The following is a 25,764-nucleotide window of genomic DNA, read 5'->3' on the forward strand; positions in this document are numbered from 1 at the left end:
AGCGAATGATCTACCCAGCCGATATAGACCGGTCGACTGCGGATCAGACACGGCTGTTACTGGTCGAGGACGACCGGGAAACCGCAGACATGCTGGCCGAATTGTTCAATGCAGAGGGTTACGACGTCGATGTGGCATTCGATGGCCAACGGGGGCTTCATCTCGCTCTGGGACGACGACATCAGGTGATGGTCATAGACCGGATGCTTCCGGGTATCGAGGGCCTGGACCTGGTGAAACGATTACGAAGGGTCGGTGTCACCACCCGGGTGCTGGTGCTCACCGCGCTGGGCGCACTCGACGAGCGTGTCACCGGCCTCGACTCCGGCGCGGACGACTATCTGGTCAAGCCCTTCGAAGTGGACGAACTGCTGGCGAGGGTACGTGCGCTGCACCGGCGCGACCTCGTCGACGCGGAAGTCCTTCCGCTCGGCGACGGAGAGCTGGACCTCCGGCGCCGCGAGGTGCGCCTGGCCGACGGCACGGGCGTCGAACTCTCCCTGCGGGAATTCGGACTCCTCCACGCGCTCGCCGAAGGCCCCAGGATGGTGCACGAGCGTGCGCACCTCCGCGAGCGTGTCTTCCCCGACACCTCGGCCGAGTCCATCGTCGACACCTATGTCTACTACCTGCGGCGGAAACTGGGCCGCGATGTCGTCCGCACCGTGCGCGGGCGCGGCTACCAGCTGGGGGCGCTGTGAACGCCATGCCAATCCGTTTTCCGCGCCGCACGGCGCGGAGCCCCGAGCAGCGCAGGCTCGCCGCCGCCCAGTGGACGATCACCTGGCGGATCTCGCTGGTGATGTCGGTGATCATGCTGATCGTCGGGGGCATCGTCTACACCGTGGTGCTGTTCGCCCAGCGCGCCGACGCGGAGCGCGAGACCCAGTGGGGCATCGACCACAACACCGTCGAGAGCCCGCCGGTCTGTGTGTGGATGACCGTGGAGCGGAACGGAGCGGTCAGCAGTACCCCCGGCGCCCCCGCCGGGCTGCCGGTGAGAGCCAGCCTGGCCGCGGTCCGCGCGGGCGCCCCTCCGGTGCTGGAACGGGTGGAGCGAGGCGGTGAGCAGTACACGGTGCGCACCGCCCGGCGTGGCTCGGAGCTCGTCCAGGCGGCGTACGGGGAACGGTTCCAGCGGGCCGACCGCAACCATCTGCTGCTCGCCTTCGCGGCGGCCGAGGCGGTCGGCCTGCTGCTCGTCGCGGCCGCCAGCGGCATGCTCGCACGACGCTCGATGGAGCCGCTCTCCGAGGCGCTGGACCGGCAGCGGCGGTTCGTCGCGGACGCCAGCCATGAACTGCGCACCCCGCTGACCCAACTGCACACCCGCGCCCAGCTGCTGGCCCGGCGCTCCGGCTCCGAGACCCCGCAGCAGCTGGCCACCGACCTCCAGCGCCTGGTGACCGGCACCCGCCAGCTCGGTGATGTCATCGACGACCTGCTGCTGTCCGCGCGGCTGCCCCAGTCGCCGGGGTCCCGCGATCCGGTCGACCTGACCGCGCTCGCCGAGGAGGCGGTGTCCGCCGAGGACGCCCGGGCCCAGGAGATGGGGCTTGCCGTGCGGCTGCGGCCCGGGCCGGGGCGGCACGTGGTGGTGGGCACCGCGCCGGCCCTGCGCCGGGTGATCGCCGCGCTGGTCGACAACGCGATGGGGCACACCCCGCCCGGCGGGGAGGTGACGGTGTCCGTGGACGCCCCGCTTCCCGGCGTCGTGTCGCTGTCCGTACGCGACACCGGCGTGGGGTTCGCGCCGGAGGAGGGCGCGCGCCTCTTCGAACGGTTCGCCAGGGGCTCCGCCGGGCGCGGCAGACGGTTCGGGCTCGGGCTGGCGCTGGCCCGCGAGGTGGTCGAGAGCCATGGGGGGCGGATCACCGCCGAGGGGCGGCCGGGGCACGGTGCGCTGTTCACCGTGGAGCTGCCGGCGGCGCGTACGGGGGAGACGGTTCCACGGGAGCGGACGATCGCGTCGTGTCTCTCCGTCGGAGGCAGACGGCCCGACGCCCCCGGGTGAGCCGGTCGGGTCCGCGGCCGGGCTCACGAGGCGTACGGCCGGCGCCAGTCGAGCGCGCCGCCGTCGAGGTCCTCGGCGAGCCCGGCCAGCGGCGACTCGGCGTCCCACACCAGCCGTGTCCGGCGCCAGAGCCGGCCGTTCGCCAGTCGTTTCAGCGAGACCCCCGGGCAGTGGTCGCCCGGTGCGAAGAAGGCCCCGATCGCGTTCCCGGCGCTCACGATGGCCGCCGCGGTCGTCTGGTCGGCGCCGAAGTACCGGAACCGGGGGGTGAATCCCGCACGTTCGCAGGCGATCCGCAGGCTCAGGCCGAGCCCGTCGGAGCGGTCGCCCGGCGCGACCCAGGTGTCCTCGGCCAGCTCCTCGAGGGTGATCAGCTGCCGGTGGGCCAGCCGGTGGCCGGGGGACAGCCCGATCAGCACCGGCTCGGTGTCGAGGTCGCGGACGGCGAACTCACGGACCGTGGGCGGCACGACGTCCGGGAACTCGCTGATGACCGCGAGTGCGATCTTCTCGGTGCGCAGCAGCTCCAGCACGGCCTGGGACGAGGGCTCCAGATAGGTCAGCTGTTCATGGTGCGGCAGCCGCTCCCGGACGAGCTCGGCGATCAGCGGCACCCAGGGGTTGTCCACCCCGCCCAGCCCGACGGCCCGCGGCGGTTCGGCCGGCTGGGCCAGTGCCCGCGCAGTGGAGAGCAGATCGCCGAACTCGTCGAGCAACTGTCTGGCCCTCCCCAGCACATGGACGCCGAGCTCGGTCGGCACCACGCCGTTCGGGCGGCGGCGGAACAGCGGTCCGCCGAATTCCTGCTCAATGCGTCTGAGCTGGGTGGACAGACCGGATTGGGCGATCTTCAAGGTGGCGGCCGCATGGCTGATACTGCCCGATTCAGCCACGGTGAGCACGATTCGAAGATGGCGCAGCCCCATATCCACTTCCTGCTCCCGTCGTTGAAGGTCGCGGCCGGAAATACCCGATGACGAGGACGGCACCGGCCAGGGACAGCAGCGCCGTCCACGCGGCGGTGACGTACATGGCGTGCAGATAGGCCCGGTCCGCCGCGGCGACGAGCTCGGGCCGGTTCAGCGACCTCGCGACCGCCCGGGCGGCCTCCGCCGAGTCCAGGGCCTTCTCCCGGGGCCCGGGAGGCAGATCGGTGAGCTCGGGCCGGACGGCCCCGCGATAGGCGGTGGCGAGGACCGAGCCGAGCACCGCGACCCCGAGCGTGCTGCCCACCGGCCGGGCCGCGGCGTTGATCGCCGCGCCGGCCCCGGTGTACCGCGGTGGCAGGGCGGCCATCATCTCCGCCGTCATCGGCGCGACCACCAGGCCGATCCCGACGCCCTGCGCGAACAGCGTCCCGGCGATCCAGGCCACCGGGGTGTCCGCGTCGAAGAGCAGATAGCCGCCGAAGGTGGCGCTCGACAGGAGTATCCCCGCGACCGCGCACCAGCGGACGGTCAGCAGCCGGGACAGCGCGGGGGAGACCTGGTTGCCGAGGACGATGCCGCCCGCGGCGGCCGACATCACGGCCCCGGCGGCCAGCGTCGACAGTCCGTGCACCCCCTGTAGGTAGAAGGCGCAGTAGAAGAGCTGCCCCGCCAGGCCGAAGAAGAGCAGCAGCAGGGTCACGCTGCCGCCCGCGAAGCGCGCCTCGGTGAACAGGCGCACATCGAAACCCGGCACGGCCCGGCGGCTCTGCGACACCACGAACGCCGCCAGCAGGGCGAGCCCGAGCGCCATGGGCAGCAGCGCGGCCGGGCTCGTCCAGCCGGAGGGGCGGCCGCCCTGGATGACGCCGTACACCACGAGGCCCAGCCCCAGTACGGAGAGCGCCAGGCCCAGCGGGTCGAGCACCCTGCGTTCGGCGTAGCGCAGCTCGGGCACCAGCAGACCGGCGCCGACCAGGCACACCGCTACCACCGGAAGGTTGACCAGGAACACCGAGCCCCACCAGAACCGGGTCAGCAGCGCACCGCCCACCACCGGGCCGAGCGCGACGGCGGCGCCGCCCGCGGAGGCCCAGACCGCGATCGCCCGGGTCCGGTGGGCCGGCGCGGTACCGCGGGTGACGATCGCCAGCGTCGCGGGCGTGATCAGCGCACCGCCCGCGCCCATGAAGCCGCGGGTGACGATCAGCTCCGTGGCCCCGTCCGAGAACGCGGCCAGCGCGGAGGCGCAGGCCAGCAGCACCAGCCCGGCGACCAGCGTGCGGCGCGGCCCGTAGCGGTCGGCGAGCGCGCCGCCGGCGAAGCTGCCCGCGGCGAAGACCAGCGAGTACGAGGCGTTGGCCCATGCCAGGTCCGCCGCGCTCGCCCCGAGCCCGTGGACCGGATCGGCGAGGGTTTCCATCGCCACGTTGAGGACCGTGTTGTCCAGCAGGACCAGCGTCTGGGCCAGGACCGCCACGGCCACGGTCCACCACTGCCGGGCGGGGGCCGCCACGGCACGGCCCTCGTCCCCGGCCGCGGCCGGCGCGGCGGGCCGGTGGCTCACGACTCCAGCGCTCGTCTGCCCGCGACGACGGTCCGGGTGAGCTCCGCGACCCGGTGCCCGAGATGTTCCGCGGTGGCGAGGTCGGACTTGTGCACCGTCCCCGTTCTGTCGTCCACGGGGGACTGCGCGGCGGCGCCCTGGTAGAAACCGAGCCGGTTCAGGTCGAACTCGCTGCCGGAGGAGGAGTTCCAGCCGGGGGGCAGCCCGAGATTGACCCAGAGCATGCCGTGCTGTGCGGCGAAGGTGGCGAAATAGCCCAGGGTGCCGGCCTTGTCCCCGGCCATCGAGCCGGAGTTGGTGAATCCCGCCGCCAGTTTGTCCTGCCAGCGGCGGGTGAGCCAGCGTCTGGCGCTCGCCTCCGCGAAGGTGTGGAAGGCCGATGAGGCCGTGCCCATATAGGTAGGCGCACCGAAGATGATCGCGTCGGCGTCGTCGAGCCGATGCCATTCCTGATCGGTGATCCGGTCGACCCGGACAGCGGTGACCTCGGTGTGCGGAACCCGGCTCGCGCCGGCCTGTACGGCCTCACCCAGCCTGGCGGTGTGACCACGTCCGCCGTGACAGGCGATCGAGATGCGTACCGGGTCGGTCAAGGCGGTCAAACCAGCCTCCTGGAAAACGCGGTTTCGGCTTCGGCGGAATAGCCGTCGGACAGCCTGTCAGAGCAATCTCAGAAATTCCTCAGAGCCGCATAACCGCGGAGTTATGGAGATTCGATATCCGCTCGCTATTGCATAGCCGTGCCATTCTGTCTCCGCAATCCTCTGCGTGGTTCGCCCCCTTGGGAGAGGTGTGCCTGGCACATGACCGATATTGGTAAATCATTCCGGATGCGGAGGCTCTCGGTCGCGGGGGACGGAAGATATCTTTTCGTCCCGCTCGACCACAGTGTGTCCGATGGGCCGGTGGTGTCCCAGGCCCGCTGGAACGGGCTGCTGAGGGCACTGGTGGACGGCGGCGCGGACGCGGTCGTCGTCCACAAGGGCCGGGCGCGGGCGATCGCACCGGACATCCTGCGCCACTGCGCCCTGGTCGTTCACTTGAGCGCGGGCACCGTGCACGCGGCCGACACCGACGCCAAAGTGCTCGTCGGCGACGTCGAAGAGGCCGTACGGCTGGGCGCGGACGCGGTGAGCGTGCATGTGAATCTCGGATCGGACACCGAGCACCGGCAGCTCAAGGATCTCGGGACCGTCGCGGCCTCGTGCGACCTCTGGAACATGCCGCTGCTCGCGATGATCTACCCGAGGGGTCCGCGGATCGCCGATCCCCACGACCCGGCGCTGCTCGCCCATGCCGTCAATATCGCCGCGGATCTCGGCGCCGACCTGGTGAAGACCTCGATCGCCCTGCCGATGGAGCGGATGGCCGAGGTGGTGAACAGCTGCCCGCTGCCGATCCTCGCCGCCGGCGGCCCGCCCGACGGCTCGGACCTGGTCAGCCATGGGACCTCGCTGATGCTCGCGGGCTGCCGGGGGCTCGCGGTGGGCCGCCGGATCTTCTCCTCGCCCTCACCCTCCTCGCTGGTGGCACGGCTGGCCGCCGTGGTGCACGCCGCCGACGCCGGAACGACCCCCCACCCCTCGACGATCGCGACAGGAGCCGCATGAAGTTCGCATGGATCGACCTCCGCACCGTTCCGCAGGCCCGGCTCGAGGCCGTCGTGGACGCCGCCATCCACACCCGGATGCAGGGCGTGCTCTGCGATGACGAATCCGTCCTCAAGGCGCTGCCCCCCACCGTCACCGCCGTCACCACCGCGGCGGTGACCGAGGAGAAGCAGCTGTACGGCCTCGACGCCGACGCGGCCTGGGTCGACGTACACGACGAACCGTCGCTGCGGCTGGCGTGCGCCGCCGCGGTCGCGCTGCCCCACACCGTGGTCCGCTTCGCCGACCCGACCAAGATCCCCCTGGAGATCGTGCTCGCCGCGGCGGACCGCTCCGCCGGAAAGCTGATCACCGTCTGCGCGGACCTGGAGGAGGCCGCCACCGTGCTGGACGTACTCGAACGCGGCTCGGACGGGGTGCTGTTGGCTCCCTCCGACGCCGGCGAGGTGTTCGCGCTGGCCCGGCTGCTGGAGGCCGGGACCTCTCCGCTGGAGCTGACCACGCTGACCGTCGACCGCATCGAGCACCACGGGCTCGGCGACCGGGTGTGCGTGGACACCTGCACCCACTTCGCCGAGGACGAGGGCATCCTGGTCGGCTCGTACTCGACCGGCTTCATCCTGTGTTGCAGCGAGACCCATCCGCTGCCGTACATGCCGACCCGTCCGTTCCGGGTCAACGCCGGTGCCCTGCACTCCTATGTGCTCGGGCCGGAGAACCGGACCAACTACCTGAGCGAGCTGGGCTCGGGCAGCACGACCCTGGCCGTCAACTCCGAGGGCCGGACCCGGCCGGTCACGGTCGGCCGGGCCAAGCTGGAGTCCCGTCCGCTGCTGACCATCACCGCGCGGTCGGCCGACGGCACCGTGGTGAGCCTGACCGTCCAGGACGACTGGCATGTGCGGGTGCTCGGGCCCGGCGGCAAGGTCCACAACGTGACCGAGCTGCGGCAGGGCGACGAGCTGCTCGGCTACCTGGCCACGGACCAGCGCCATGTGGGCTTCCCCATCGGCGAGTTCTGCAAGGAACACTGATGAGCACCCCGATGCGGGAGCTCATCGACGCGCTGTTCGATGCCCATCCCGACGACCTGCCCTACCTCGTCCACGGCGACCACCCGGTGAGCCGTGGCGAGGTGCGGGCCGCCGTGGACATGGAGGCGGCGGTCTTCGCCGGACACGGCATCGGCGAGGGGCATACGGTGATGCTCCAGATCCCGCCGAGCTGCACCCAGATAGAGGTGCTGCTCGCGCTGTGGCGGCTGGGCGCCCAGGTGATGCTGGTCGACCACCGGCTCAAACCGTCCGAAGTGGACGCCCTGCGCTCGCTGTGCCACCCGCAGTTCATGGTCGGCGCGGGCACGGCGGGCCGCTCACCGCTCACGTTCGAGCCCAGGTACGAGGTGGTCACCTCCCGGTACCCGGACGGCCGCCCGGCGACGACCGAGCACAAGCTGGTCCAGTTCAGCTCGGGTTCCACCGGCCTGCCCAAGGTGATCGGGCGGACCGCGGCCTCCCTGTCGGCCGAGATCGAGCGGTTCACCCGGATCGAGGGGATGCCGGTCCTGGGCGAGCGGATGCTGCTGCTCAGCTCGACCGCGCACAGTTTCGGCCTGATCGCCGGGGTGCTGCACTCCCTCGCCGCGGGCGTCTCGGCGGTCTTCGCGCGACGGGTGTCGGCCAAGGACATCCTCGCCGCCGCCGGGGGCCATGACGTCCACGTGATCTTCGGCACCCCGTTCCACTACGAACTGCTGAGCACCGCCCGGGGCCTGCCCGCCCTGCCCGCCCTGCGCGCGGCGGTCTCCGGTGGGGAGATCATGCCGCCGCAGACCGCCGCGCGGTTCGCCGAGCGGTTCGGCACCGGGGTCGGCGAGTCGTACGGGACCACCGAGACGGGCGTCATCGCGATGGAGGTGAGCGGCGCCTCGCGGCCCTCGGTCGGCCGGGCGGCGCCCGGTGTGGTCCTGAGGATCCGCGAGGGCGAGCTGGACGTCCGGCTGCCGGACGGCTCACCGTATCTGCACGCCTCCGGCGGCGACCGGTTCGCCGACGGCTGGCTGCGCACCCACGACCGGGCCGAGCTCGATCCCTCCGGCGCCGTGCGGCTGCTGGGCCGTGGCGACTCCCTGGTGGTCATCGGCGGCCTCAAGGTCGACCTGACCGAGGTGGAGGCGGTACTGCGCCGGCACCCCGGGGTCAGCGGGGCCGTGGTCGTGCACGCCGGTGCCACCGAGGCCTATGTCTCGGTCGCGGCGGACGGCCCCTCGGCGGGGGAGTTGCTGCGCTGGTGCCGGGACCGGCTGGCCGACTACAAGGTGCCCCGCGTCGTCCACGTCCTGCCGGATCTGCCCCGCACCTCCAACGGCAAGCTGGTCAGGCGCCGCGACGCGCTGCTGGCCCGCGCCCCCGACCGCTGACCCGGCTGACCGCCCCTTGCCGACCACCCCCATCGACCCCTGTGGCACAGAAAGGTTGCGCACCATGGAGACGCAGACGGCCTTGCAGAAGGAGATCCGCGAGTTCGTGCTCAGCACGATCAGCGAGGAGATGAACCATCCGCTCGCCGCGGACGAGATCAGCGATGACAGCCCCATGGGCACCGGTGGGATCGACATCGACTCACTGGGCCTGATCGAACTGCTCCTCCGCCTGGAGCGCCGGTTCGATGTGAAGTTCCCCGACAGCGACATCGAGCAGGCCGGCGCGATGAACCTGGGCGACCTGATCAACGATGTCGTGGAGCGGGGCGCCACGGCATGACCGCGGAATCCGAAACCCGGCCGAGGATCACCACCGACGCCGTCCGGGAACTGCTGTCCGACCCCAAGATCTTCGCCGATCTGCCGCCCGGCCTGGACGACGACGCCGAACTCGCGCTGGACTCGCTGGGACTGGTGTGGTTCCTGCACCAACTGGAGCTGCGCTACGGCCTGGAGATCGAGCCGGCCGATGCCTTCCTCGCCGAATTCACCTCGATACGCCGGATCACCGACTACCTGGTGGACGTCCATGAGCCGTGAGGTACTGCTGACCGGATTCGGGGTGCGTACGGCCTTCGGCACCGGGGCGGACGCCGTGCGGGAGGGCGTGTTCGACGGGCGACCCGCGTTCGCGCCGATCACCCGCTTCGACACCGGCCCGTACCGAACGGGCCTCGCCGCCACCGGCGGCCCGGCCGCCCCCCTGCGGGATGTGCTGGCCGAAGTCGCCGGGTCGGCGGTCGCCATGGCCGGGCTGCCGACGGGGGCCGAGGCCGCCGTCCTGGTGGGGACCGCGGGCGACTTCACCGGCCTGACCCGCTTCTGGCGCGCCGCGGACGCGCCCGGCGGTTCCGGCGCGCCCGGCGGTTCCGGCGCGCCCGGCGGTTCCGGCGCGCCCGGGTCACCCGGCGCGCCCGGGTCACCCGGCGCACCCGGCGTCCCCGGGTCACCCGGCGCTCCTGACGCTCCCGGGTCTTCCGGCTCTCCCGGCGCGGTCGACTCCGGCGGCGCCGTGGAGACCGTTCCCGCGTGGCAGGCCGAGGCCCTCGCGGACGCCCTCGGCCTGCGCGGCCCCCGGCTGGCGTTCACCAGCGCGTGCGTCGCCTCGGCCACCGCGATCACCCACGCCTGCCGGCTCATCGCCTCCGGCCGGGCCGACACCGCGGTCTGCGCCGGGGCGTATCTGGTGGAGGAGGAGAACCTGGCCAAGTTCGACTCGGGATTCGCGCTTTCCCGGGACGGGACGGTGCGTCCGTTCTGCGCCGACCGCAGCGGTCTGCTACTCGGGGACGGAGCCGCCGCCGTGGTGCTCGAATCCGCCGAGAGCGCCCGGCGCCGGGGAGCGCGCGCGCTCGGCGCGCTGACCGGCTGGGGCGCCGCCGGTGACGCCCACCACGTCGCCCGGCCCCATCCGGACGGTGCCGGGCTGGTCATGGCCGCCAGCCGGGCCCTGCGGCGTGCGGGCGGTCCGCGGATCGACTACGTGAACGCGCACGGCACCGCCACCCGGTACAACGACCCCGCCGAGACACGCGGGCTGCACACGCTCCTGGGCGCGGCGGCCGCCCGGACGCCGGTGAGCTCGACGAAGAGCACCACGGGACATCTGCTGGAGGCGTCCGGAGTCGTGGAACTCGTGATCACCCTGCTCGCGCTGCGGGACGGGGTGCTGCCGCCCACCGCCGGGTTCACCGAACCCGATCCGCACTGCGACCTCGACTATGTGCCCAACCGCCCGCACAAGGCCGAGCTCCGGTGTGCGCTCACCGTCAACGCCGCGTTCGGCGGCGCCAACACCGCGCTGGTACTGGAGCGAGCATGATCGTCGCGATGTCCGGTCCCTCCGCGCCGCCGGTCGCCGGTTTCGTGGAGTCCGCCTTCAACCCGATGGTGTACGAGGCCGTCGAGCGATGCCTGACCGCCCGGCCGGGCGACGGCGCCCGGACCGCCATGGTCCTGGCCAGCACGATGGGGGACGCCGCCACCCTCGACCTCGGCAGCCGTCTGCTCGTGGCCGGGCAGGTGCACAATCCGCTGCTGTTCATGCAGTCCACGGCCAACGCGGTCCTGGGGCAGCTCAGCCGGGAGTTCGCCATCACCGGGCCGCTGGTCTGCCTGTCCACCGCGGCGGACCCGGCCGGTGAGCTGCTGGCCGCCGCGGAACTGCTGCTGGAGGACGAGGAGCTGGACCGCGTCGTGCTCATCGGGGTCGAGCTGACCGGCACCGAGCGCACCACGGCGGCGTACCGCGAGCTGCGTACCGGCCCGCCCGCCGCGGACCTGGCCGTGGCCATCGTGCTGGACCGGGACGATCCGCTCCCGCGCCTGCCGTCCGACATCCCGCCCGCCCCCTCGGGGGAGTACGGCACCCTTCGCGGCCTGGTCGAGCTGGCCGCCCGACTCCAAGGAACCACACCATGATCACCAAACAGGAACGCGCGCGGATCAGCGAGGACGCCGCGCTGGGGGCCGGGAACGTGATCCACCGGCTGAAGGCGTACGGCAGACCGCTCGACGAGCAGGTCCTGTGGACCGACGCCACCTGGCCGGCACCGGACGGCGGCCACCCCGAGGTACTGACCCTGGGAGAGCTGCACGAGGCCGTGGAGATCTACGCGGGCTGGTACCACGCACAGGGTGTCGGGCCCCGCGACCCGGTGGCGATCCAGACCTGGTCCAGCACCGAGTTCGCCATCAACTTCCTCGCCCTCACCTCCCTGGGCGCGATCCCCTCGTTCGTCAACGGCAACCTCCGCCCGGAGATCGCCCGCGAGTACGTACGGCGCCAGGGCGCGGTCGGCGCCATCACCGACCAGGCCCACCACGAGGTCCTGGCCCCCGGCCGGGAGGAACTGGGCCTCGGCTTCTGCGTCACGGCGGCCGACATCCGCGCGGAGCACCGCGCACCCCTCCCCGCGGCCTACCCGTACGCCCACCACGCCACCGACCCGATCATCATCTCCCACTCCTCGGGCACCACCGGTATGCCCAAGGCCGTACCGCACACCCACGAAACCCTGCTGTACGCGCAGTTGCACCGGCTGAAGCTGTCGGTCGGCTCCGCGATGGGCCGACTGCTGGTCGCGCTGCCCGGTTCGCACAACGCCGCCATCTCGGTCATGCTGTTCGGCTTCCTGCTGCGCTCGCCCGTCCGCATGCTGTCCAGCCAGCGCGGGGTCGACGTCCTGGACGCCATGGAGTCGTTCCGCCCCACCACGGTGTTCGCGTTCGCCGGAACCTACGGGGAGATGGCGGCCCAGGACCTCTCCGCGCGCGACATGTCCAGCGTGGAGGCCTGGTACAACACCGGGGACGCGGCGCACGAGACCCATATCAGGGCGCTGATCGAGCAGGGCAGCCACGAGACGGTCGGCCAGGACCTGAAGCGGCGCCGGGTCTCCGGATCCGTCTTCACCGACGGACTCGGCTCCTCCGAGACCGGCTACTCGCTCTTCCACAACGGACACCGGCCCGGCAAGTCGTCGTTCTCGCGCTGCGTCGGCAAACCGATGAGCTTCGCCGAGGCCGCGGTGCTCTCCGAGGACGGCACACCGCTGCCACCCGGCGAGATCGGCCGCCTCGGCGTGCGCTCACCCACGCTCACCCCCGGATACTGGAACGACTCGCTGACCTTCCACCGGCTGCGGCTCGGCGGCTACTGGCTCACCGGCGATCTGTCCTACCGGGACGAGGAAGGCAACTTCTACCACCTGGACCGCGTGCCGGACGCGATCCGCACCCCCGCGGGCATCGTGTTCAGCACCCGCACCGAGGAGTTGCTGCTGCGCGAGCTGCCCGAGCTCGAGGACTGCACGGTGGTGGCGGTCGCGCCCGAGGGCGTACGCGCGGACTGGGACGGCGACGGGACCGCCGACGCCTACGCCCTGCTACAGGTGCGCGCGGACACGGCGGACCCGGCGGACGCGGCGGACGCGGACAGGGACGACGCCCGATGGACGGCCGAGGTCAACCGGGTGCTGGCCGCCGAAGGCTTCCCGCAGCTGACCGGAGCGCTCCGGATGGACGCGAGCGAGGTGGTGAAGGGCGCCACCGGCAAGGTGCTCAAGCGGGAGATGCGCGAGCGGTTCCGGGCCCGGGTGGCCGACGGCGAGCTGGACGGGAAGGTGCGATGACCGCGCTCGACCATACGAGCCCCGGCACGGGCCCCGGCACGAGCCCCGGTACGGTCCCCCGTCCGAGGACCATGGATGTGTACCGGCAGTGGTGGCTGCACGACGCGCGCTGGTACCAGGGCGTGGCGAAGCGGTTCGGGCACGAGGTGGCGAACGAGATCAACGCCGAGGCGCTGCGGTACGTGGCCGTCCAGGTGGGCAAGCGGATCCGCCGTCAGTTCGGCGGGAAACCGGCCGCCGACCTCGAGGAACTCCGCCGCCGGTACGACGCCTGCTCCGAGTGGATGTTCCCGAACGAACTGCGCGACGGCGGGACCGCGGTGCTCCCGGACGGCGATATCGAGCTGACCATGCGGCAGAACTTCGCCGTGACCATGGTCCGGATGGCCGGTTCACTCGACGGCTACGAGTGCCCGTGCACCGACATCCACGCCGGGTGGTCGGAGGGGCTCGGCGTCGAACTCACCCGCAACTGCGCCACCGCGTGTCTGCGGGACGGCGATCCCGCCTGCCGCCTGCTGATGCGGGCCCAGGGAGGCGCGGCATGACGGCGCGAGTCCTCGTCGCCGGGGCCACCGGGGTGATCGGCCGGACCCTGGTCCCGCTCCTCAGCGCCCGCGGTCATCATGTGACCGCGCTGGTACGGGAGCCGTCCGCCGCGGCCGGGCCGAGCCTGGACGGCGTCGTGGTGGCCGACGCGCTGGACGCCGAGGCGGTGCGCGCGGCGGTGCTCTCGGCCCGGCCCGAGGTGGTGGTGCATCAGCTGACCGCGCTGCGCGGGCCCACCGCGGAGGGCCTGGAGCGCACCGCACGGCTGCGCACCGAGGGCACCGCGCATCTGATCGCGGCGGCCGAGGCGGCCGGGGCGCGACGGATGGTGGCGCAGAGCATCGCGTTCGCCACGGCCCCCGGCGGCGGGCCGGTGCTCACCGAGGACGCGCCGCTCCATGTCGACGCACCGGATCCGGGCTGGGCCCGCACCGCCCGCGCGATCACCGAACTGGAGCGCCGGGTCATGGACGCCGCGAACCTCTCCGGGATCGTCCTGCGCTACGGAACCCTGTACGGCCCGGGCACCCTCTACCACCGCGACGGTGCGATCCACGCCGCGGTGGCGCGCGGCAGGCTGCCCCTGCCCGATCCCGCCACCGGCGTCACCTCGTTCCTCCATGTCGAGGACGCGGCACGGGCCGCGGTCCGTGCCGTCGAGGCGGACGCCGACGGCGTGTTCAACGTGGCCGACGACGACCCGGCGGAGGCCACGGTCTGGCTGCCCGAATACGCCCGACTGCTCGGCGCGCCCCCGCCCCGTACGGTGCCGGCGCCGCTGGCCGAGCGGCTGCTGGGCTGGCTCACGGCCCATCAGCTGACCGCCATGCGCGGTGCGTCCAACGACCGCATCCGGCAGGTGCTCGACTGGAAGCCCTCGATACCGAGCTGGCGGACCCGGCTGGCCACCGACTGACCGGCGCGGCCGGGCCATGTGCGCGGGCCCGGCCGCGCTCCTCCAACTCGTGCATTTCCCCGCCACGTTGCGCCATGTAACGCGAACATGGCGGCCGTACGAAGTAGTCATTGCCGCCTTCCGGAAGCGCGAACGCGTGCTTGAGCCCACCGTTCCGCATGGTGGTCGCCGCTTGACCGGTACACGAACGCCGGTGTTGGGTGGCGCCCATGGCCTCCACACTTTTGGTGCACCGCCACCACGTCGACCTCGGTCGAGTGGCGAGTGCGCAGTGTTGTTGAGGCATTGACGGCTGCCCGCCGGGGCGCCCTCTCCCATCTGTTTCTTCGCGTGTGATCCGTCTGCCCGTACGCGGCCGCACACTTCCGTGCCCCGTGGGGCATGACGGCACGTCGACCTGCCTGCGTGGGCTCCGAGGAGCCCACGCCCCTCCATGAGGAAACCACCGTGACCGACACCTTCCAGCGGGAGCCACGCCAATCCCTGGCCGCCGTACCCACCCGCGCGCTCGCCCCGGGCGGGCCCGTCCGCTGGGCGGCCCTGGGCTGGGACGACCCGGCGGCCGCCGAGCTGCGGGCGCTGATGGACGCGGAGATCAAGCCCCGCTATGCCGCCTTCGGGCCGCGTCCGCATCTGCCGCCCCCGCCCACCGCGGACGAGATAGCCGTCACCTGGATCGCCTTCACCGGCTCCGGCGAGCCCGTGGCCACCGCCGCGCTGCGCGCGCTGCCCGGCGACCGGTGGGAGATCAAGCGCGTCTTCGTCCGGGCCGACCACCGCGGCCGCGGGCTGGCCGCGGTGGCCCTGGCCGCCGTCGAGGCGTCCGCGGCCGAACGGGGCGTGGCGGAGTTGATGTTGCAGACGGGTGTCCGGCAGCCGGAGGCCGCAGCCCTCTACGCACGTGAGGGCTGGTACCGCATCCCGCCCTATCCGCCCTACTCCCGCGACCCGTACAGCGTCTGCTTCGCCAAGTGGCTGCCCGCCACCGGCGATGGGGTGGCGCCCACACTTTTGCCGGGTCACCCATGGGCGTCGGGGAATACGTCGCGGCCCCGTCCGAGTTGACGACGTTGACGATTGCGTGCGGTCACCGGCCTCACGTAGCGTTCCGAGAAACCAGCCAGGGCCCGAAGGCCCGTCGGGAACGGGAACGGGAGGCGAAGGTGTCGCGGCCGATGATCTGCCCGCCCGCGCCGGCTCCCGCCCTCCGCGGGGGCGTACGGCTGTACTCCCGGCACCACATCGACCTGCTGCGCGTCGCCGGCGCGCTCTGTCGCCGCTGACCTGATCACCTCGAGGACACCGCGCCCTCCCGATGAGGGGCGGTGATCACCCATGGCCGACCAGGGAGGCACCCTTCGTGTCCGAGTCCTCATCCACCCCCTTGCACCTCGCCGTCGCCCTCGACGGGGCGGGCTGGCATCCGGCCGCATGGCGCGAGCCGCGGGCCAGGTCCCGGGAGCTGTTCGACCCGGCGTACTGGACCGATGTCGTCACCGAGGCCGAGCGCGGGCTGCTCGACTTCGTGACCTTCGAGGACGGGCTCTCGCTCCAGTCCTCGCACCGCACCGAGCCCGACGACCGCACCGACCAGGTGCGCGGGCGGCTGGACGCGGTGCTCATCGCCTCCCGGGTCGCACCGCTGACCCGGCACATCGGGCTGGTGCCGACCGTCGTCGCCACCCACACCGAGCCGTTCCACATCTCCAAGGCGATCGCCACCCTGGACTACGTCAGCACCGGCCGCGCGGGGCTGCGGATCCGGGTGTCCAGGCGGCGCCACGAGGCGGAACACTTCGGCCGCCGCACCCTTCCGCGCTTCGGCCCCGAGGATCTGGACACCCCGGTGGTCCGGGAGCTGACCGCGGAGCTCTTCGAGGAGGCCGCCGACTACATCGAGGTGGTACGCCGCCTCTGGGACAGCTGGGAGGACGACGCCGAGATCCGGGACGTCGCCACCGGACGCTTCATCGACCGCGACAAGCTGCACTACATCGACTTCGAGGGCAGGCACTTCAGCGTCAAGGGACCCTCGATCACCCCCAGGCCACCCCAGGGACAGCCGGTCGTCAGCGCACTGGCCCATCAGAGCGTGCCCTACCGGCTGGTGGCCGGATCCACCGACATCGGCTACCTCACGCCGCACGACACGGACCAGGCCCGCGCCACCGTCGCCGAGATTCGCGCCGCCCAGGCCGCGGCGGGCCGCGCGGCGGAGCCCTTGCACCTCTTCGGCGACCTGGTGGTGTTCCTCGACGACGAACCGGGTGCCGCGGCCGCCCGGCGGGAGCGCCTGGACGCCCTCGCGGGCCACCCGTACACCAGTGACGCCAAGGTGTTCACCGGTACCCCCGCACAGCTCGCGGATCTGCTGCTGAGCTGGCAGCGGACCGGACTGACGGGCTTCCGGCTGCGCCCCGGTGCGATCGGCCACGACCTCGAGGCGATCACCCGCGGCCTGGTGCCCGAACTCCAGCGCCGCGGCGCCTTCCGCCGGTCCTACGAGGCCGACACCCTGCGCGGACTGCTGGGCCTCGCCCGCCCCGCCAACCGCTACGCCACCGTCTGAGCCGGAGGGACCACCGACCATGAGCACACCGCTCAAGCAGATCCACCTGGCGGCACACTTCCCCGGCGTCAACAACACCACGGTGTGGAGCGATCCGGAGGCGGGCAGCCATATCGAGTTCAGCTCGTTCGCCCACTTCGCGCGCACCGCCGAGCGCGCCAAGTTCGACTTCCTGTTCCTCGCCGAAGGGCTGCGGCTGCGCGAACAGGGCGGCCAGATCTATGACTTGGACGTGGTGGGGCGGCCGGACACCTTCACCGTCCTGTCCGCGCTCGCCGCCGTCACCGACCGCCTCGGCCTCACCGGCACCATCAACTCCACCTTCAACGAGCCCTACGAGGTGGCCCGCCAGTTCGCCAGCCTCGACCACCTTTCCGGCGGGCGCGCCGCGTGGAACGTCGTCACCTCGTGGGACGCCTTCACCGGGGAGAACTTCCGCCGCGGCGGTTTCCTCCCGCAGGACGAGCGGTACTCCAGGGCCAAGGAGTTCCTGGCCACCGCCACCGAGCTGTTCGACTCCTGGCGGGGTGACGAGATCGTCGCCGACCAGGCATCCGGTACCTTCCTCGGCGACGCGCGGGCCGGAGCCTTCGCCCATCAGGGCTACCACTTCGACATCGCCGGGCAGTTCAACGTCCCGCGCAGCCCGCAGGGCCGTCCGGTGATCTTCCAGGCCGGTGACTCCGAGGAGGGCAGGGAGTTCGCCGCGGCCGGCGCCGACGCCATCTTCAGCCGGTACAGCACCTTCAAGGAGGGCCAGGCGTTCTACACGGACGTCAAGGGCCGCCTCGCCCGCCATGGCCGCACCCACGACCAGCTGCTGATCCTGCCCGCCGCCACCTTCGTCCTCGGCGACACCGACGCCGAGGCGCGGGAGCTGGCCCACGAGGTACGCCGCCAGCAGGTCAGCGGCGCCACCGCGATCAAACACCTGGAGTTCGTCTGGAACCGCGACCTGTCCGCGTACGATCCGGACGGGCCGCTCCCCGACATCGATCCGGATCCCGGCGAGCACACCATCGCCCGCGGCCGCGCCCAGGTGCGGATGTACCGCGATCCGCTGGCCGTCGCCCGGGAGTGGCGGGAGCTGGCGGCCGCGAACAAGTGGTCCATCCGCGACCTGGTCATCGAGACCGGCAACCGCCAGTCGTTCATCGGCTCCCCGGCCACGGTCGCCGAGACCATCAACTCCTTCGTCCAGGCCGATGCCAGCGATGGCTTCATCCTCGTACCGCACATCACCCCCGGCGGGCTGGACGCCTTCGCGGACACCGTCGTCCCGCTGCTCCAGGAGCGCGGTGTGTTCCGCACCGAGTACGAGGGCACGACCCTGCGCGACCACCTCGGACTGGCCCACCCCGGCATCCGGTCGCACCACGCGCGGGCCGCGTCATGACCCGGTCGACGCGTCGATGAGCGTGGCGATGCCGGGCTCGCGCGGGCACCCTGAGCCTGATGGTCGGCGCGACACCGGAGGCATACCGGCACGTGGAGCCGGTGCTGCGGTCCTTCGCCGGGACCGTCGAGCACATGGGTCCGCCCGGGGTGGGAACGGTGGCGAAGCTGTGCAACCAGGTGATCGTGGCCGCGACGCTGCTGTCCGTGGCCGAAGCCCTCGATCTGGCCCGCAGAGCCGGGCTCCGCGGGGAACAGCTGGTCCGGGTGGTCGGGGGGTGGCCCGGCGGCCGGCGCCGTGCTGGAAGCCAAGGCCGCCAAGATCCTCCAGCGGGAGTACGGTCCCGGCGGCAGCGCGGCCAACTGTTCGGTCGTCGCCGAGATCGAGCCGGGCACGGTGCTGCGGGACGCGGTGCTGAGCGGACTCGGGGTGACGGTCCTGCCGCTCACGGCGACCCGAGCCCACTTTCGCCCCCGATGAGGTACGTGCCTGCCGCTTCGCCGGCTCCCAGCTCCACACCGCGATGTCCCTGTGCACCTGTGCACCCCCGAGGTGCAGCCCCGCTCGGAGGCCGCCGCGTTGGTGGCGGACCCGCTGCGCACGCTCATCCGGGACCAGCCCGGCCCCGCCGGACGGCGCGAGCCGAGCGTCGCGGCGAACGCCGGTCATCCCTACACCATCAAGGACACCGTGCCCCGGATGCCGAACAGCGACTTCCCGTAGATCTCGGCGGCCACTTCGGGGTTGAGGACGGCGTGACGGCTCCCGGTCTCGATGTCGCGCCAGATGCGCTGCAACGGGTTGGACTCGCCGAAGCTCGAAGCCCCCTGGGCCGAGCACACGATGCGGACCGCCTCACGCGCGTGGACCGCCGCCATTCCCGCGTCCATCCGCATCCGTGCCCGGGCGTCGTAATCGGGGAACACCCCGGCCCGTGCGGCCTCGTCGATGTCATCGGCCGCGCGCTGGGCGTGCAGTCGGGCGGAGTCGGCGAGCGACGCCGCCCTCGCGGCGGCGAGCTGGATGGTGGGCGCCTCGGCCTGGGAGGTGTAGCTCGTCAGGGTCAGCGCTCGCCCCGGGGCCCGCTCCACCAGGAGATCGACGGCGGCCGTGGCCAGCCCGAGCTGGGGCCCGGTCAACACGAGCGCGGCGGTCGGCACGAACGGAGCCCGGTAGAGCGCCTCGTCGGTGAAGGGTGTGGCGTAGCGGCCCTCGATGGCGTCGGGGACGGAGTGGAAGCGGTGTGCGGGTACGAAGAGGTCCTCGCCGACGAGTGTGTTCGAGGCGGTCCCGCGCATGCCCGCGACGAACCAGGTGTCCTCGACGGTCAGTTCCGACATCGGCGCCAGCACGATGCCGACGGCGTCCGACGTGCCCTCGGCGTCCGGCCGGTTGACCCCGAGGACCGCCCAGTCGGCGTGGGCGCACCCGGACGCGGGGGCCCAGCGCCCGCTCACCCGGTATCCGCCCTCGACCACGCGCGCGGTGCCCGAAGGGGTCACGACACCGGCGACCCGGGCGTGCGGGGTCTCGGCCCAGACGTCGTCCTGGGCCCGGGCGGGGAAGAGCCCGACGAACCACGCGTTGGCGTTGAGCAGTGAGGTCACCCAGGCGGTGGAGCCGCAGGCGCGCCCGACCTTGCGGCTGACCTCCAGCAGGGTGCGGTGGTCGGTCTGGAGACCGCCGTAACGGGCGGGCCGCATCAGCGAGAGCAGACCGGCCCCGGCCAGGGCGTCGATGTTCTCGGCGGGTACTCCGCGCTCGCGGTCGGTCGGATCGGCGTTGCCGGAGAGCAGCGGCCGCAGTGCGGCGGCACGCTCGACGAGGTCGGCCCGCAGCTCGCGCGCGGCGTCGGTGGTGCGGGGAACGTCCATGGTGATGTTCATCGTCGTCACTTCGGTGTCAGGGATCGTGCGGGGTACGGGTCAGCTCGCGACGGCGAGCGGGGCGTGGGTGCCGAAGATCCGGCGTGCGTATACCAGCGGGGCCGTGGAGGTCGACTCGGCCTCCTCGAGGCATACGACGAGCAGAACGTGGTCACCGCCGTCCACGTGGCGTTCGACGTGTCCCGCCGTCCAGCCGGCCGACTCGGGCAGGTGGGGGAGTCCGGCACGGACGGTCCAGGTGACGCCGTCGAACTTCGAGCCCGGTCCCCGGTGCCGACGGGCGAACGTCGACGCCAGCTCCCGCTGGTGGGCGCCGAGGATGTTCACGCCCACCCGGTCACCCGGCTGGAGGTGGGCCAGCAGCGCCGAGGCGCGGTCGAGGGCGAAACTCACCAGCGGAGGGTCGAGCGAGAGCGAGGCGAGGCTCGACACGGTGCTGCCGTGCGGCCGCCCGTCGGCGGCCGTCGCCGTGACCACGGTGACCGGGGCACACACCCCGCTCATCAGCTCGGTAAAGGTCTCTCGGTCGATCATCGTGGGCCTTCCGTTGGGCTGGAATCCGAGTTGTCGGGATGCGCGGCCCGGTGCCTCACCGCGTCCGACATCACGAAGTCAACTCCGGCCGGGGCACGGCCGCTTGGTCCGCCGGCTCAGGATTCAGGTCTCCCGTTGGTCTGCCGGACCGGGCCGCGACCGGTGCATCGGGCTCACGCTTCGACGTCGCGCGGCAGGAGTACCGCGTCCCCCAGTTCCTCGGCGAGTGCGAGGGCGGTGTGGAGGGCGAAGCGGCGGTCGTCGAGGTCGTGTCCCAGCACCTCCTGGGCCCGCTTCACGCGGTAGGTCACGGTCCCCCTGGCCACGTGCAGACGTCGGGCCACATCCACGAGGCTGCGCTCGGCGCCGATGTAGTGGTACAGCGTGGTCCGCAGTGCCTCCATCGGCGCGCTGCGGGCGGCGAGTCCGCCGAGTTCGCGCCGTACGAAGTCACCGGCCGCGTCGAGATCGGTGGCCAACAGCGCGATGGCGGCGACGTCGGCGTAGGCGGTGGCGTGCCTCGGCGCACGTCCGGCCTCGCACCGCAGCCGCTCGACCCGCTCCCCGCGCTCGGCCTCGCGGTGGGAGCGGCGGAAGCCCGCGACACCGGACCCCGGGGTCCCGAAGGCCGCCCGCATCCGCTGCCGGGACAGTGCCTCCGTGATGGTCTCCCATGAACCGGTCGAGTGCGTCGCGTCCGTTCTGTCCGTCCCGCCCGGAGGTACGGTGCCCCACGCCCACAACCGCCCTGAGGCCACTGGGATGACCAGCGTCGTGGTGGCGCCACGGGCCCGTAGTACCTCGATCGCCGCCGCCTGGAGCGTGGCCCCGCCCTTCGGCGAGTCCGACCACACCACCACCGCCTCGTGGGTCCGCCGCAGGTTGTAGCCGAGGGCACGCGACGCCTCGTCGACGTCCACCGCCGCGGCATCACTCAGCAGGGAACGCACGAGGTCGGCTCGTGCCGCGGCCGCGCTGGTGCTCCATACCTCGTGCTCCGCGAGGTAGGTGCGGATCATGGTGTCGGAGAGTTCATCGACGTAGGAGAACAGCTCACGGGAGATCGCCGTGACCTCGTCCACCGCGTCCGCCGGGCCGACCAGTTCGGCACAGGCCCGCAGGAACGCCTCGGTCGTTGCCGCGTGCCCGACCCGGACGCCGTGCAGCACCCGCTCGAGCGGTATGGCCCGGTGAACGAACTCGCGGATGCCCTCCAGGATCGCCTCATCCGTGGGCGGGGTGGCCGCCGGGCCCTCCGCCAGGGTGAACAGCGCCCGCAGGGTGGTCGCTTCATTGCCCCGGCGGAGCATCTCGACAGCGGCCGGACTGCCGCCGAGGACCGGCACCTCGCCGACGATCCGCCGCAGGACCACGGAATTCAGCTCGATCGCCCAGCGCACGGGGCCCGCACCGACGCGCGCGACGGCGTCCTCGACCATCGCGCGCGGGCTCGCCGCCCCCTGGAGGTCGACCTCACCTCGCGGCCCCAGCCGTGCGATCCAGGCTCGCCGCGGCGGCCGACCGGTCTTGATCACACTGCCATACTCCGTCCAACCCGAGGCGCTGATCAACTGGGCGCCGCTGGAAGCGGCACCCCACGGTTCGGCTTGTGGGGCGCCCTCAGCCGGTGGGCGGGGCGAAGAGCGCGTCGTTCCCGAACCGCCGCGCGGTCAGCTGCCGAGCGGTTCTCGCTGCGGCGCCCGACGCGTACGACCGTGGCGTCGGCGCGGGGGAGGGGGAGTGCGGCGACGACGTGGCGCGTGAGCTCAGGGGATGCCTGGGCCGTGGTTGAGAAGTGCGGCCTGCGCGGCGTCAGCCGCCGCCGACGATGAAGTCGGTTATCGCGGCAGCGACGGCTTCGGGCTGCTCATCGGGGATGAAGTGTCCGGCGCCGGGCACGATGACTCCGGTGGTGTCGTCGGCCCATGGGCTGATGGAGGCCGCCATGTCCGGGATGGAGCCGTGGCTGCTGGATATTCCGAGGATGGGCACGGTCAGGTGCTGCCGGCTGAGCGCCTGGTGGTTCTTGCGCGCCGACTCGGCGGCGTCCCGGTAGTAGGCGAGGGAGGCGCGGAGGCCGCCGTCGGCGGCGAGGGCCGCTGCGTAGTGGTCGAGGTCGGCGTCGTCGAATGTGCCGGGAGCGAGGGCCTTCACCTTGAGGAACCAGCCGACGTACTCCCGTTCGCGGCCAGCGAGCAGGGTCTCGGGCAGGTCGGGCACGAGGTGGAACGCGAAATGCCAGGTCTTCCACGCCCGGGCCGGGTCGGTGGGGATCGTTTCCGGGAGGGTGATACCGGGGATTCCGGCGTCGAGCAGGGCGACCCCGCGCAGTTGCCCTTCGTGGTTGAGGGCGAGGGAGAAGGCCACCCAGGCGCCGATGTCGTGGGCGGCCAGCCAGTAGGCCGGCACTCCGAGTGCCTTTACGGCGGCGTGGACGTGGGCGGCGACCGTGTGGGTGTCGTAGCTGCGCTCCGGCCGCTCGGAGTGGCCCTGGCCCGGCAGGTCGATCGCGATGACGCGGAACCGGTCGGCGAGGCTGGGCATGACCTTTCGCCAGGCCCGCCAGGTTTGCGGGAACCCGGCGAGCAGGACGACAGCCGGACCGGCCGACTGGCCGCCTTCGACGGCATGAAGGCGGATGCCGTCTGCGTCGACCCAGCGGTGGGTGAATCCGGCCAGGTCGTGCAGGGGCAGATCGCGGACGGGGTTACTTGCGGAGACGGTCATGGGGTCCTCCATCGGTGTTGGGGTGTGCTGGTCCGGCGGTTCGCCCGAGGGCCAGGCCCGCGAGGGCGATGCGGACGACGGCGGCGGTCGGGGTTGCGTGGTGTGCCTGCCGCGCTGTCCCGGTTTACGGGGGCGCCCGGTCACGGGCATGCTCGAAAGCTAACACATCTTGAACCGATCAGTTCAAGATGAAATGATGGGCAGCATCCGGAACACCGACACATCGGCAAGGAAGTGCCACGTGGCAGGCAAGAAGCAGTTCGACATGGACACGGCGCTCGACGCCGCGATGATCCAGTTCTGGCGCGCCGGCTACGCCGACACCTCAGTCGACGACTTGTCCCGGGCGACCGGTCTGAACCGCAGCTCGATCTACTCCTCGCTCGGCGGCAAGGACACGCTGTTCCTGCGCTGCCTGGATCGCTACGCCGCGCGCTACGGCGACAAGTACGACGCCGCCCTGTCGTGTGCGGCCTCCGAGCCCCTTGCCGCTGTCCGCGCGTTCTTCGACGTCACCCTCGAGCGCATCGCCGATCCCGAACTGCCCGATGGATGCCTGATCGCCCAGTCGGCCATGGCGATTCCAGTGCTGAGCCCGGCCGTCGCGGCGCACGCCAGGCAGGCGCTCGGCTTCCAGCGCCTGCGCCTGCGCGCCGCGCTGAAGGCGGGCCGCATGACCGACCAGGACGCCGAGACCTTCGCTGTACACGCGGCGGCCGTGAACCAGTCTCTCGCCGTCATGAGCAGAGCCGGGGCGAGCCCGGCACAGCTCCTGGCCGTGGTGGACGTGACCGTTGACGCGCTCTCGCAGGCGTTGCGCGCCCACTAGGCCGCTTTTGAAAGGTGCCTGCGGGGCCTGTGCTACGGGATGGCGTAGCCGTGCGCGGTCACGGCCCTGAGTTCGGCCAGCGATTCCCGCATCAACTGCCCCATCTCACGTTCCTCCGGTGCCATGAGCCAGAGCTCGAAGCCGACCTTGAAGACGGCGATCCCCGCCTCGGCGGTCAGGCTCGCGGTCGGCTCCGCGACACCGCGTCGGCGCAGGGCGTCGGCGAGCGCGGTCGACATCGAGGCGAGCTTGATCAGCTCGCGCTCCCGGAGTTCCGCGTTCGCCACGATGACGGCCTGTCGCCGCCGGGAGTGCTCGCGTCGGCCGTCGAACGCCGTGGAGATCGCCTCCAGCCCCGCCATCATCGCGTCGATCGGCGCCACGGACTTCGGTGCCTCGGCGACCGCGGTCGCGAACAGCTCCTGCAACGCGCTCGATCCGTCGAACAGCACCTCGCGCTTGTCGGCGTAGTGCCGGAAGAAGGTCCGCTCGGTGAGCCCGGCCCGTTTGGCGATCTCCGCCACCGTGGTCTGTTCGTAGCCGAGCTCGCCGTAGAGCTCCAACGCCGCCTTCGCCAGGCGTCCGCGCGCGTTCGGCTCCCATCTACCCATGCTCGGATCCTACCGCGATGACAGTGAATGACATCAGGTGCTAGAGTCCGATGTCAGTCACTGACATCAATGATTTGGGGCATCTCTCATGCGCGTCTTCGTGACCGGTGCGTCCGGTTGGATCGGCTCCGCCGTCGTTCCCGAGCTCATCGGCTCGGGGCACCGGGTGGTCGGGCTCGCCCGCTCCGACACCTCCGCCGCCGCCCTCACCGCCGCCGGGGTGGAAGTGGTCCGCGGCACCATTGACGACCTCGACGTCCTGGGCAGCACCGCCGCCGCGTCGGACGCCGTGATCCATCTCGCCTTCAAGCACGACATCGCCTTCACCGGCGACTTCCAGGGTGCCGCCGAGGCCGACCGCCGTGCCGTCGACACCTTCGGCGACGCGCTCTCCGGCACCGACCGCCCCTTCGTCCTCGCCTCCGGTCTGGCCGGCCTCGCGCCCGGGCGGGTGGCGACCGAGCGGGACACGCCCACGATCGACGGTTCGCCGGTCTCGGTCCGGCCGGCCACCGCCCAGGCGGTGCTCGCACTCGCCTCGCGTGGCGTGCGCTCGTCCGTGGTGCGACTGTCCCCGACCTGCCACGGTGACGGGGACAACGGCTTTATGGCGGCCCTGGTCGCCATCGCCCGGGCCAAGGGCGTCTCCGGCCACATCGGCGACGGCGCCAACCGCTGGCCGGCCGTTCACCGCCTCGACGCCGCACGGCTGTTCCGCCTGGCGGTCGAGAAGGCCCCGGCGGGATCGGTGCTGCACGGTGTCGCGGAGGAGGGCGTCCCGATCCGGGACATCGCCGAGGCGATCGGCCGTCACCTCGACGTGCCGGTGACCTCTGTGGCTCCCGAGGCCGCGGCCGAGCACTTCACCTGGCTCGGCGGCTTCCTCGGCCAGGATCTCCCCGCGTCGAACGCCCTGACCCGCGAGCTGCTGGATTGGCGGCCGACCCACCCCGGTCTCCTCGAAGACCTCGACGAGGGCCACTACTTCCGAGTCCCCGCCACCCCCGCCTGACCC

General features: G+C 72.1%; 28 protein-coding genes and 1 pseudogene. 21 read left to right on the top strand and 8 right to left on the bottom strand.

The annotated features are described in order from the left end of the window. Positions 1-5: 5 nt before the first annotated feature. Together ABD329_RS01025 and ABD329_RS01030 are read left to right on the top strand one after the other, a co-directional pair. Positions 6-701, top strand: coding sequence for a response regulator transcription factor (locus tag ABD329_RS01025; RefSeq protein WP_198275551.1), 696 nt, complete (start codon positions 6-8; stop codon positions 699-701). 5 nt (positions 702-706) lie between these two features. Then, positions 707-2,014: a sensor histidine kinase gene (locus tag ABD329_RS01030; RefSeq protein WP_198275552.1), complete on the top strand. Its 1,308-nt coding sequence runs from the start codon at positions 707-709 to the stop codon at positions 2,012-2,014. A 23-nt stretch (positions 2,015-2,037) separates the two neighbouring features. Here the strand turns inward: ABD329_RS01030 and ABD329_RS01035 are convergent, their stop codons facing one another. From ABD329_RS01035 to ABD329_RS01045, 3 genes are read right to left on the bottom strand one after another with little or no spacing between them, the layout of a single operon-like run. Continuing rightward, the gene (locus tag ABD329_RS01035; protein ID WP_198275553.1) at positions 2,038-2,916 is read right to left on the bottom strand and encodes a LysR family transcriptional regulator; all 879 of its coding nucleotides are present in this window, start codon (positions 2,914-2,916) and stop codon (positions 2,038-2,040) included. Next, positions 2,900-4,507, bottom strand: coding sequence for an MFS transporter (locus ABD329_RS01040; RefSeq protein ID WP_309142624.1), 1,608 nt, complete (start codon positions 4,505-4,507; stop codon positions 2,900-2,902). Before ABD329_RS01040 ends, ABD329_RS01035 begins: the two co-directional genes overlap by 17 nt. Then, on the bottom strand, positions 4,504-5,100 hold the full coding sequence (locus ABD329_RS01045; protein WP_198275562.1) for a flavodoxin family protein: 597 nt from the start codon (positions 5,098-5,100) through the stop codon (positions 4,504-4,506). Before ABD329_RS01045 ends, ABD329_RS01040 begins: the two co-directional genes overlap by 4 nt. 210 nt (positions 5,101-5,310) lie before the next feature. On the opposite strand from ABD329_RS01045, the gene ABD329_RS01050 reads away from it, so the two are divergent. The 17 genes and pseudogenes from ABD329_RS01050 to ABD329_RS01125 all read left to right on the top strand — a co-directional run bounded on the left by ABD329_RS01050 (position 5,311) and on the right by ABD329_RS01125 (position 18,885). Next, positions 5,311-6,117: a 2-amino-3,7-dideoxy-D-threo-hept-6-ulosonate synthase gene (locus tag ABD329_RS01050; RefSeq protein WP_198275554.1), complete on the top strand. Its 807-nt coding sequence runs from the start codon at positions 5,311-5,313 to the stop codon at positions 6,115-6,117. Then, positions 6,114-7,151, top strand: coding sequence for a 3-dehydroquinate synthase II family protein (locus tag ABD329_RS01055; RefSeq protein ID WP_198275555.1), 1,038 nt, complete (start codon positions 6,114-6,116; stop codon positions 7,149-7,151). Before ABD329_RS01050 ends, ABD329_RS01055 begins: the two co-directional genes overlap by 4 nt. Continuing rightward, the gene (locus tag ABD329_RS01060; RefSeq protein WP_344315783.1) at positions 7,151-8,536 is read left to right on the top strand and encodes a class I adenylate-forming enzyme family protein; all 1,386 of its coding nucleotides are present in this window, start codon (positions 7,151-7,153) and stop codon (positions 8,534-8,536) included. The genes ABD329_RS01055 and ABD329_RS01060 overlap by 1 nt, the downstream gene beginning before the upstream one ends. 64 nt (positions 8,537-8,600) lie before the next feature. Further along, entirely contained in the window at positions 8,601-8,879 is a 279-nt protein-coding gene (locus ABD329_RS01065; RefSeq protein ID WP_198276827.1) for a phosphopantetheine-binding protein, read from the top strand. After that, entirely contained in the window at positions 8,876-9,139 is a 264-nt protein-coding gene (locus tag ABD329_RS01070) for a phosphopantetheine-binding protein (protein WP_198276828.1), read from the top strand. The genes ABD329_RS01065 and ABD329_RS01070 overlap by 4 nt, the downstream gene beginning before the upstream one ends. Then, the gene (locus ABD329_RS01075; RefSeq protein WP_198276829.1) at positions 9,129-10,421 is read left to right on the top strand and encodes a beta-ketoacyl-[acyl-carrier-protein] synthase family protein; all 1,293 of its coding nucleotides are present in this window, start codon (positions 9,129-9,131) and stop codon (positions 10,419-10,421) included. The genes ABD329_RS01070 and ABD329_RS01075 overlap by 11 nt, the downstream gene beginning before the upstream one ends. An 8-nt stretch (positions 10,422-10,429) precedes the next feature. Continuing rightward, positions 10,430-11,020: a hypothetical protein gene (locus ABD329_RS01080; RefSeq protein WP_198276830.1), complete on the top strand. Its 591-nt coding sequence runs from the start codon at positions 10,430-10,432 to the stop codon at positions 11,018-11,020. After that, on the top strand, positions 11,017-12,732 hold the full coding sequence (locus ABD329_RS01085) for a class I adenylate-forming enzyme family protein (protein WP_198276831.1): 1,716 nt from the start codon (positions 11,017-11,019) through the stop codon (positions 12,730-12,732). The genes ABD329_RS01080 and ABD329_RS01085 overlap by 4 nt, the downstream gene beginning before the upstream one ends. Continuing rightward, positions 12,729-13,280, top strand: a complete 552-nt coding sequence (locus ABD329_RS01090) for a hypothetical protein (RefSeq protein ID WP_306420107.1) — start codon at positions 12,729-12,731, stop codon at positions 13,278-13,280. Before ABD329_RS01085 ends, ABD329_RS01090 begins: the two co-directional genes overlap by 4 nt. Then, positions 13,277-14,197, top strand: a complete 921-nt coding sequence (locus ABD329_RS01095) for an NAD-dependent epimerase/dehydratase family protein (RefSeq protein WP_198276832.1) — start codon at positions 13,277-13,279, stop codon at positions 14,195-14,197. Before ABD329_RS01090 ends, ABD329_RS01095 begins: the two co-directional genes overlap by 4 nt. Before the next feature lie 447 nt (positions 14,198-14,644). After that, positions 14,645-15,262, top strand: coding sequence for a GNAT family N-acetyltransferase (locus tag ABD329_RS01100; protein ID WP_198276833.1), 618 nt, complete (start codon positions 14,645-14,647; stop codon positions 15,260-15,262). A gap of 110 nt (positions 15,263-15,372) precedes the next feature. Continuing rightward, positions 15,373-15,480 carry a putative leader peptide gene (locus tag ABD329_RS01105; RefSeq protein ID WP_344315784.1) on the top strand — a complete coding sequence of 36 codons (108 nt, stop codon included), beginning with the start codon at positions 15,373-15,375 and terminating at the stop codon, positions 15,478-15,480. A 32-nt stretch (positions 15,481-15,512) separates the two neighbouring features. Continuing rightward, positions 15,513-16,766, top strand: coding sequence for an LLM class flavin-dependent oxidoreductase (locus ABD329_RS01110; protein ID WP_198276834.1), 1,254 nt, complete (start codon positions 15,513-15,515; stop codon positions 16,764-16,766). 19 nt (positions 16,767-16,785) lie between these two features. Next, the gene (locus tag ABD329_RS01115; RefSeq protein ID WP_198276835.1) at positions 16,786-18,162 is read left to right on the top strand and encodes an NtaA/DmoA family FMN-dependent monooxygenase; all 1,377 of its coding nucleotides are present in this window, start codon (positions 16,786-16,788) and stop codon (positions 18,160-18,162) included. Between the two features lie 44 nt (positions 18,163-18,206). Beyond that, positions 18,207-18,428: pseudogene (locus ABD329_RS48110) on the top strand (NAD-binding protein); the annotation flags it as partial. A gap of 31 nt (positions 18,429-18,459) precedes the next feature. Continuing rightward, complete coding sequence (locus ABD329_RS01120; RefSeq protein WP_198276836.1) at positions 18,460-18,642, top strand: hypothetical protein; 183 nt, start codon at positions 18,460-18,462, stop codon at positions 18,640-18,642. A gap of 51 nt (positions 18,643-18,693) precedes the next feature. After that, complete coding sequence (locus ABD329_RS01125; RefSeq protein WP_198276837.1) at positions 18,694-18,885, top strand: hypothetical protein; 192 nt, start codon at positions 18,694-18,696, stop codon at positions 18,883-18,885. Here ABD329_RS01125 and ABD329_RS01130 read toward each other — a convergent pair. The 4 genes from ABD329_RS01130 to ABD329_RS01145 form a co-directional block, all read right to left on the bottom strand. Continuing rightward, on the bottom strand, positions 18,834-20,048 hold the full coding sequence (locus ABD329_RS01130) for an acyl-CoA dehydrogenase family protein (RefSeq protein ID WP_198276838.1): 1,215 nt from the start codon (positions 20,046-20,048) through the stop codon (positions 18,834-18,836). The two genes, ABD329_RS01125 and ABD329_RS01130, sit on opposite strands and share 52 nt — an antisense overlap. 39 nt (positions 20,049-20,087) lie before the next feature. Next, complete coding sequence (locus ABD329_RS01135) at positions 20,088-20,582, bottom strand: flavin reductase family protein (protein ID WP_198276839.1); 495 nt, start codon at positions 20,580-20,582, stop codon at positions 20,088-20,090. 173 nt (positions 20,583-20,755) lie between these two features. Next, positions 20,756-22,117, bottom strand: a complete 1,362-nt coding sequence (locus ABD329_RS01140; protein ID WP_198276840.1) for a PucR family transcriptional regulator — start codon at positions 22,115-22,117, stop codon at positions 20,756-20,758. Between the two features lie 277 nt (positions 22,118-22,394). Next, positions 22,395-23,321: an alpha/beta fold hydrolase gene (locus ABD329_RS01145; protein WP_198276841.1), complete on the bottom strand. Its 927-nt coding sequence runs from the start codon at positions 23,319-23,321 to the stop codon at positions 22,395-22,397. A gap of 229 nt (positions 23,322-23,550) precedes the next feature. On the opposite strand from ABD329_RS01145, the gene ABD329_RS01150 reads away from it, so the two are divergent. Further along, the gene (locus tag ABD329_RS01150; protein WP_198276842.1) at positions 23,551-24,138 is read left to right on the top strand and encodes a TetR/AcrR family transcriptional regulator; all 588 of its coding nucleotides are present in this window, start codon (positions 23,551-23,553) and stop codon (positions 24,136-24,138) included. 32 nt (positions 24,139-24,170) lie between these two features. Here ABD329_RS01150 and ABD329_RS01155 read toward each other — a convergent pair whose 3' ends face one another. Continuing rightward, positions 24,171-24,749 (bottom strand): TetR/AcrR family transcriptional regulator, encoded by a 579-nt coding sequence (locus ABD329_RS01155; protein ID WP_198276843.1) that lies wholly within the window; start codon positions 24,747-24,749, stop codon positions 24,171-24,173. Positions 24,750-24,837: 88 nt separating this feature from the next. Here ABD329_RS01155 and ABD329_RS01160 point away from each other — a divergent pair, with 88 nt between their 5' ends. Then, the gene (locus ABD329_RS01160; RefSeq protein WP_198276844.1) at positions 24,838-25,761 is read left to right on the top strand and encodes an SDR family oxidoreductase; all 924 of its coding nucleotides are present in this window, start codon (positions 24,838-24,840) and stop codon (positions 25,759-25,761) included. The last annotated feature ends 3 nt before the right edge of the window (positions 25,762-25,764 follow it).

Source organism: Streptomyces javensis, from assembly GCF_039525925.1.
GTDB classification, from domain to species: domain Bacteria; phylum Actinomycetota; class Actinomycetes; order Streptomycetales; family Streptomycetaceae; genus Streptomyces; species Streptomyces asiaticus.

Bases quoted from the DNA above. Each gene is read 5' to 3' on its own strand.
- ABD329_RS01025 (WP_198275551.1), top strand. From the start codon at position 6: ATGATCTACCCAGCCGATATAGACCGGTCGACTGCGGATCAGACACGG.
- ABD329_RS01030 (WP_198275552.1), top strand. From the start codon at position 707: ATGCCAATCCGTTTTCCGCGCCGCACGGCGCGGAGCCCCGAGCAGCGC.
- ABD329_RS01050 (WP_198275554.1), top strand. From the start codon at position 5,311: ATGACCGATATTGGTAAATCATTCCGGATGCGGAGGCTCTCGGTCGCG.
- ABD329_RS01055 (WP_198275555.1), top strand. From the start codon at position 6,114: ATGAAGTTCGCATGGATCGACCTCCGCACCGTTCCGCAGGCCCGGCTC.
- ABD329_RS01060 (WP_344315783.1), top strand. From the start codon at position 7,151: ATGAGCACCCCGATGCGGGAGCTCATCGACGCGCTGTTCGATGCCCAT.
- ABD329_RS01065 (WP_198276827.1), top strand. From the start codon at position 8,601: ATGGAGACGCAGACGGCCTTGCAGAAGGAGATCCGCGAGTTCGTGCTC.
- ABD329_RS01070 (WP_198276828.1), top strand. From the start codon at position 8,876: ATGACCGCGGAATCCGAAACCCGGCCGAGGATCACCACCGACGCCGTC.
- ABD329_RS01075 (WP_198276829.1), top strand. From the start codon at position 9,129: ATGAGCCGTGAGGTACTGCTGACCGGATTCGGGGTGCGTACGGCCTTC.
- ABD329_RS01080 (WP_198276830.1), top strand. From the start codon at position 10,430: ATGTCCGGTCCCTCCGCGCCGCCGGTCGCCGGTTTCGTGGAGTCCGCC.
- ABD329_RS01085 (WP_198276831.1), top strand. From the start codon at position 11,017: ATGATCACCAAACAGGAACGCGCGCGGATCAGCGAGGACGCCGCGCTG.
- ABD329_RS01090 (WP_306420107.1), top strand. From the start codon at position 12,729: ATGACCGCGCTCGACCATACGAGCCCCGGCACGGGCCCCGGCACGAGC.
- ABD329_RS01095 (WP_198276832.1), top strand. From the start codon at position 13,277: ATGACGGCGCGAGTCCTCGTCGCCGGGGCCACCGGGGTGATCGGCCGG.
- ABD329_RS01105 (WP_344315784.1), top strand. From the start codon at position 15,373: ATGATCTGCCCGCCCGCGCCGGCTCCCGCCCTCCGCGGGGGCGTACGG.
- ABD329_RS01110 (WP_198276834.1), top strand. From the start codon at position 15,513: ATGAGGGGCGGTGATCACCCATGGCCGACCAGGGAGGCACCCTTCGTG.
- ABD329_RS01115 (WP_198276835.1), top strand. From the start codon at position 16,786: ATGAGCACACCGCTCAAGCAGATCCACCTGGCGGCACACTTCCCCGGC.
- ABD329_RS01130 (WP_198276838.1), bottom strand. From the start codon at position 20,048: ATGAACATCACCATGGACGTTCCCCGCACCACCGACGCCGCGCGCGAG.
- ABD329_RS01135 (WP_198276839.1), bottom strand. From the start codon at position 20,582: ATGATCGACCGAGAGACCTTTACCGAGCTGATGAGCGGGGTGTGTGCC.
- ABD329_RS01145 (WP_198276841.1), bottom strand. From the start codon at position 23,321: ATGGAGGACCCCATGACCGTCTCCGCAAGTAACCCCGTCCGCGATCTG.
- ABD329_RS01155 (WP_198276843.1), bottom strand. From the start codon at position 24,749: ATGGGTAGATGGGAGCCGAACGCGCGCGGACGCCTGGCGAAGGCGGCG.
- ABD329_RS01160 (WP_198276844.1), top strand. From the start codon at position 24,838: ATGCGCGTCTTCGTGACCGGTGCGTCCGGTTGGATCGGCTCCGCCGTC.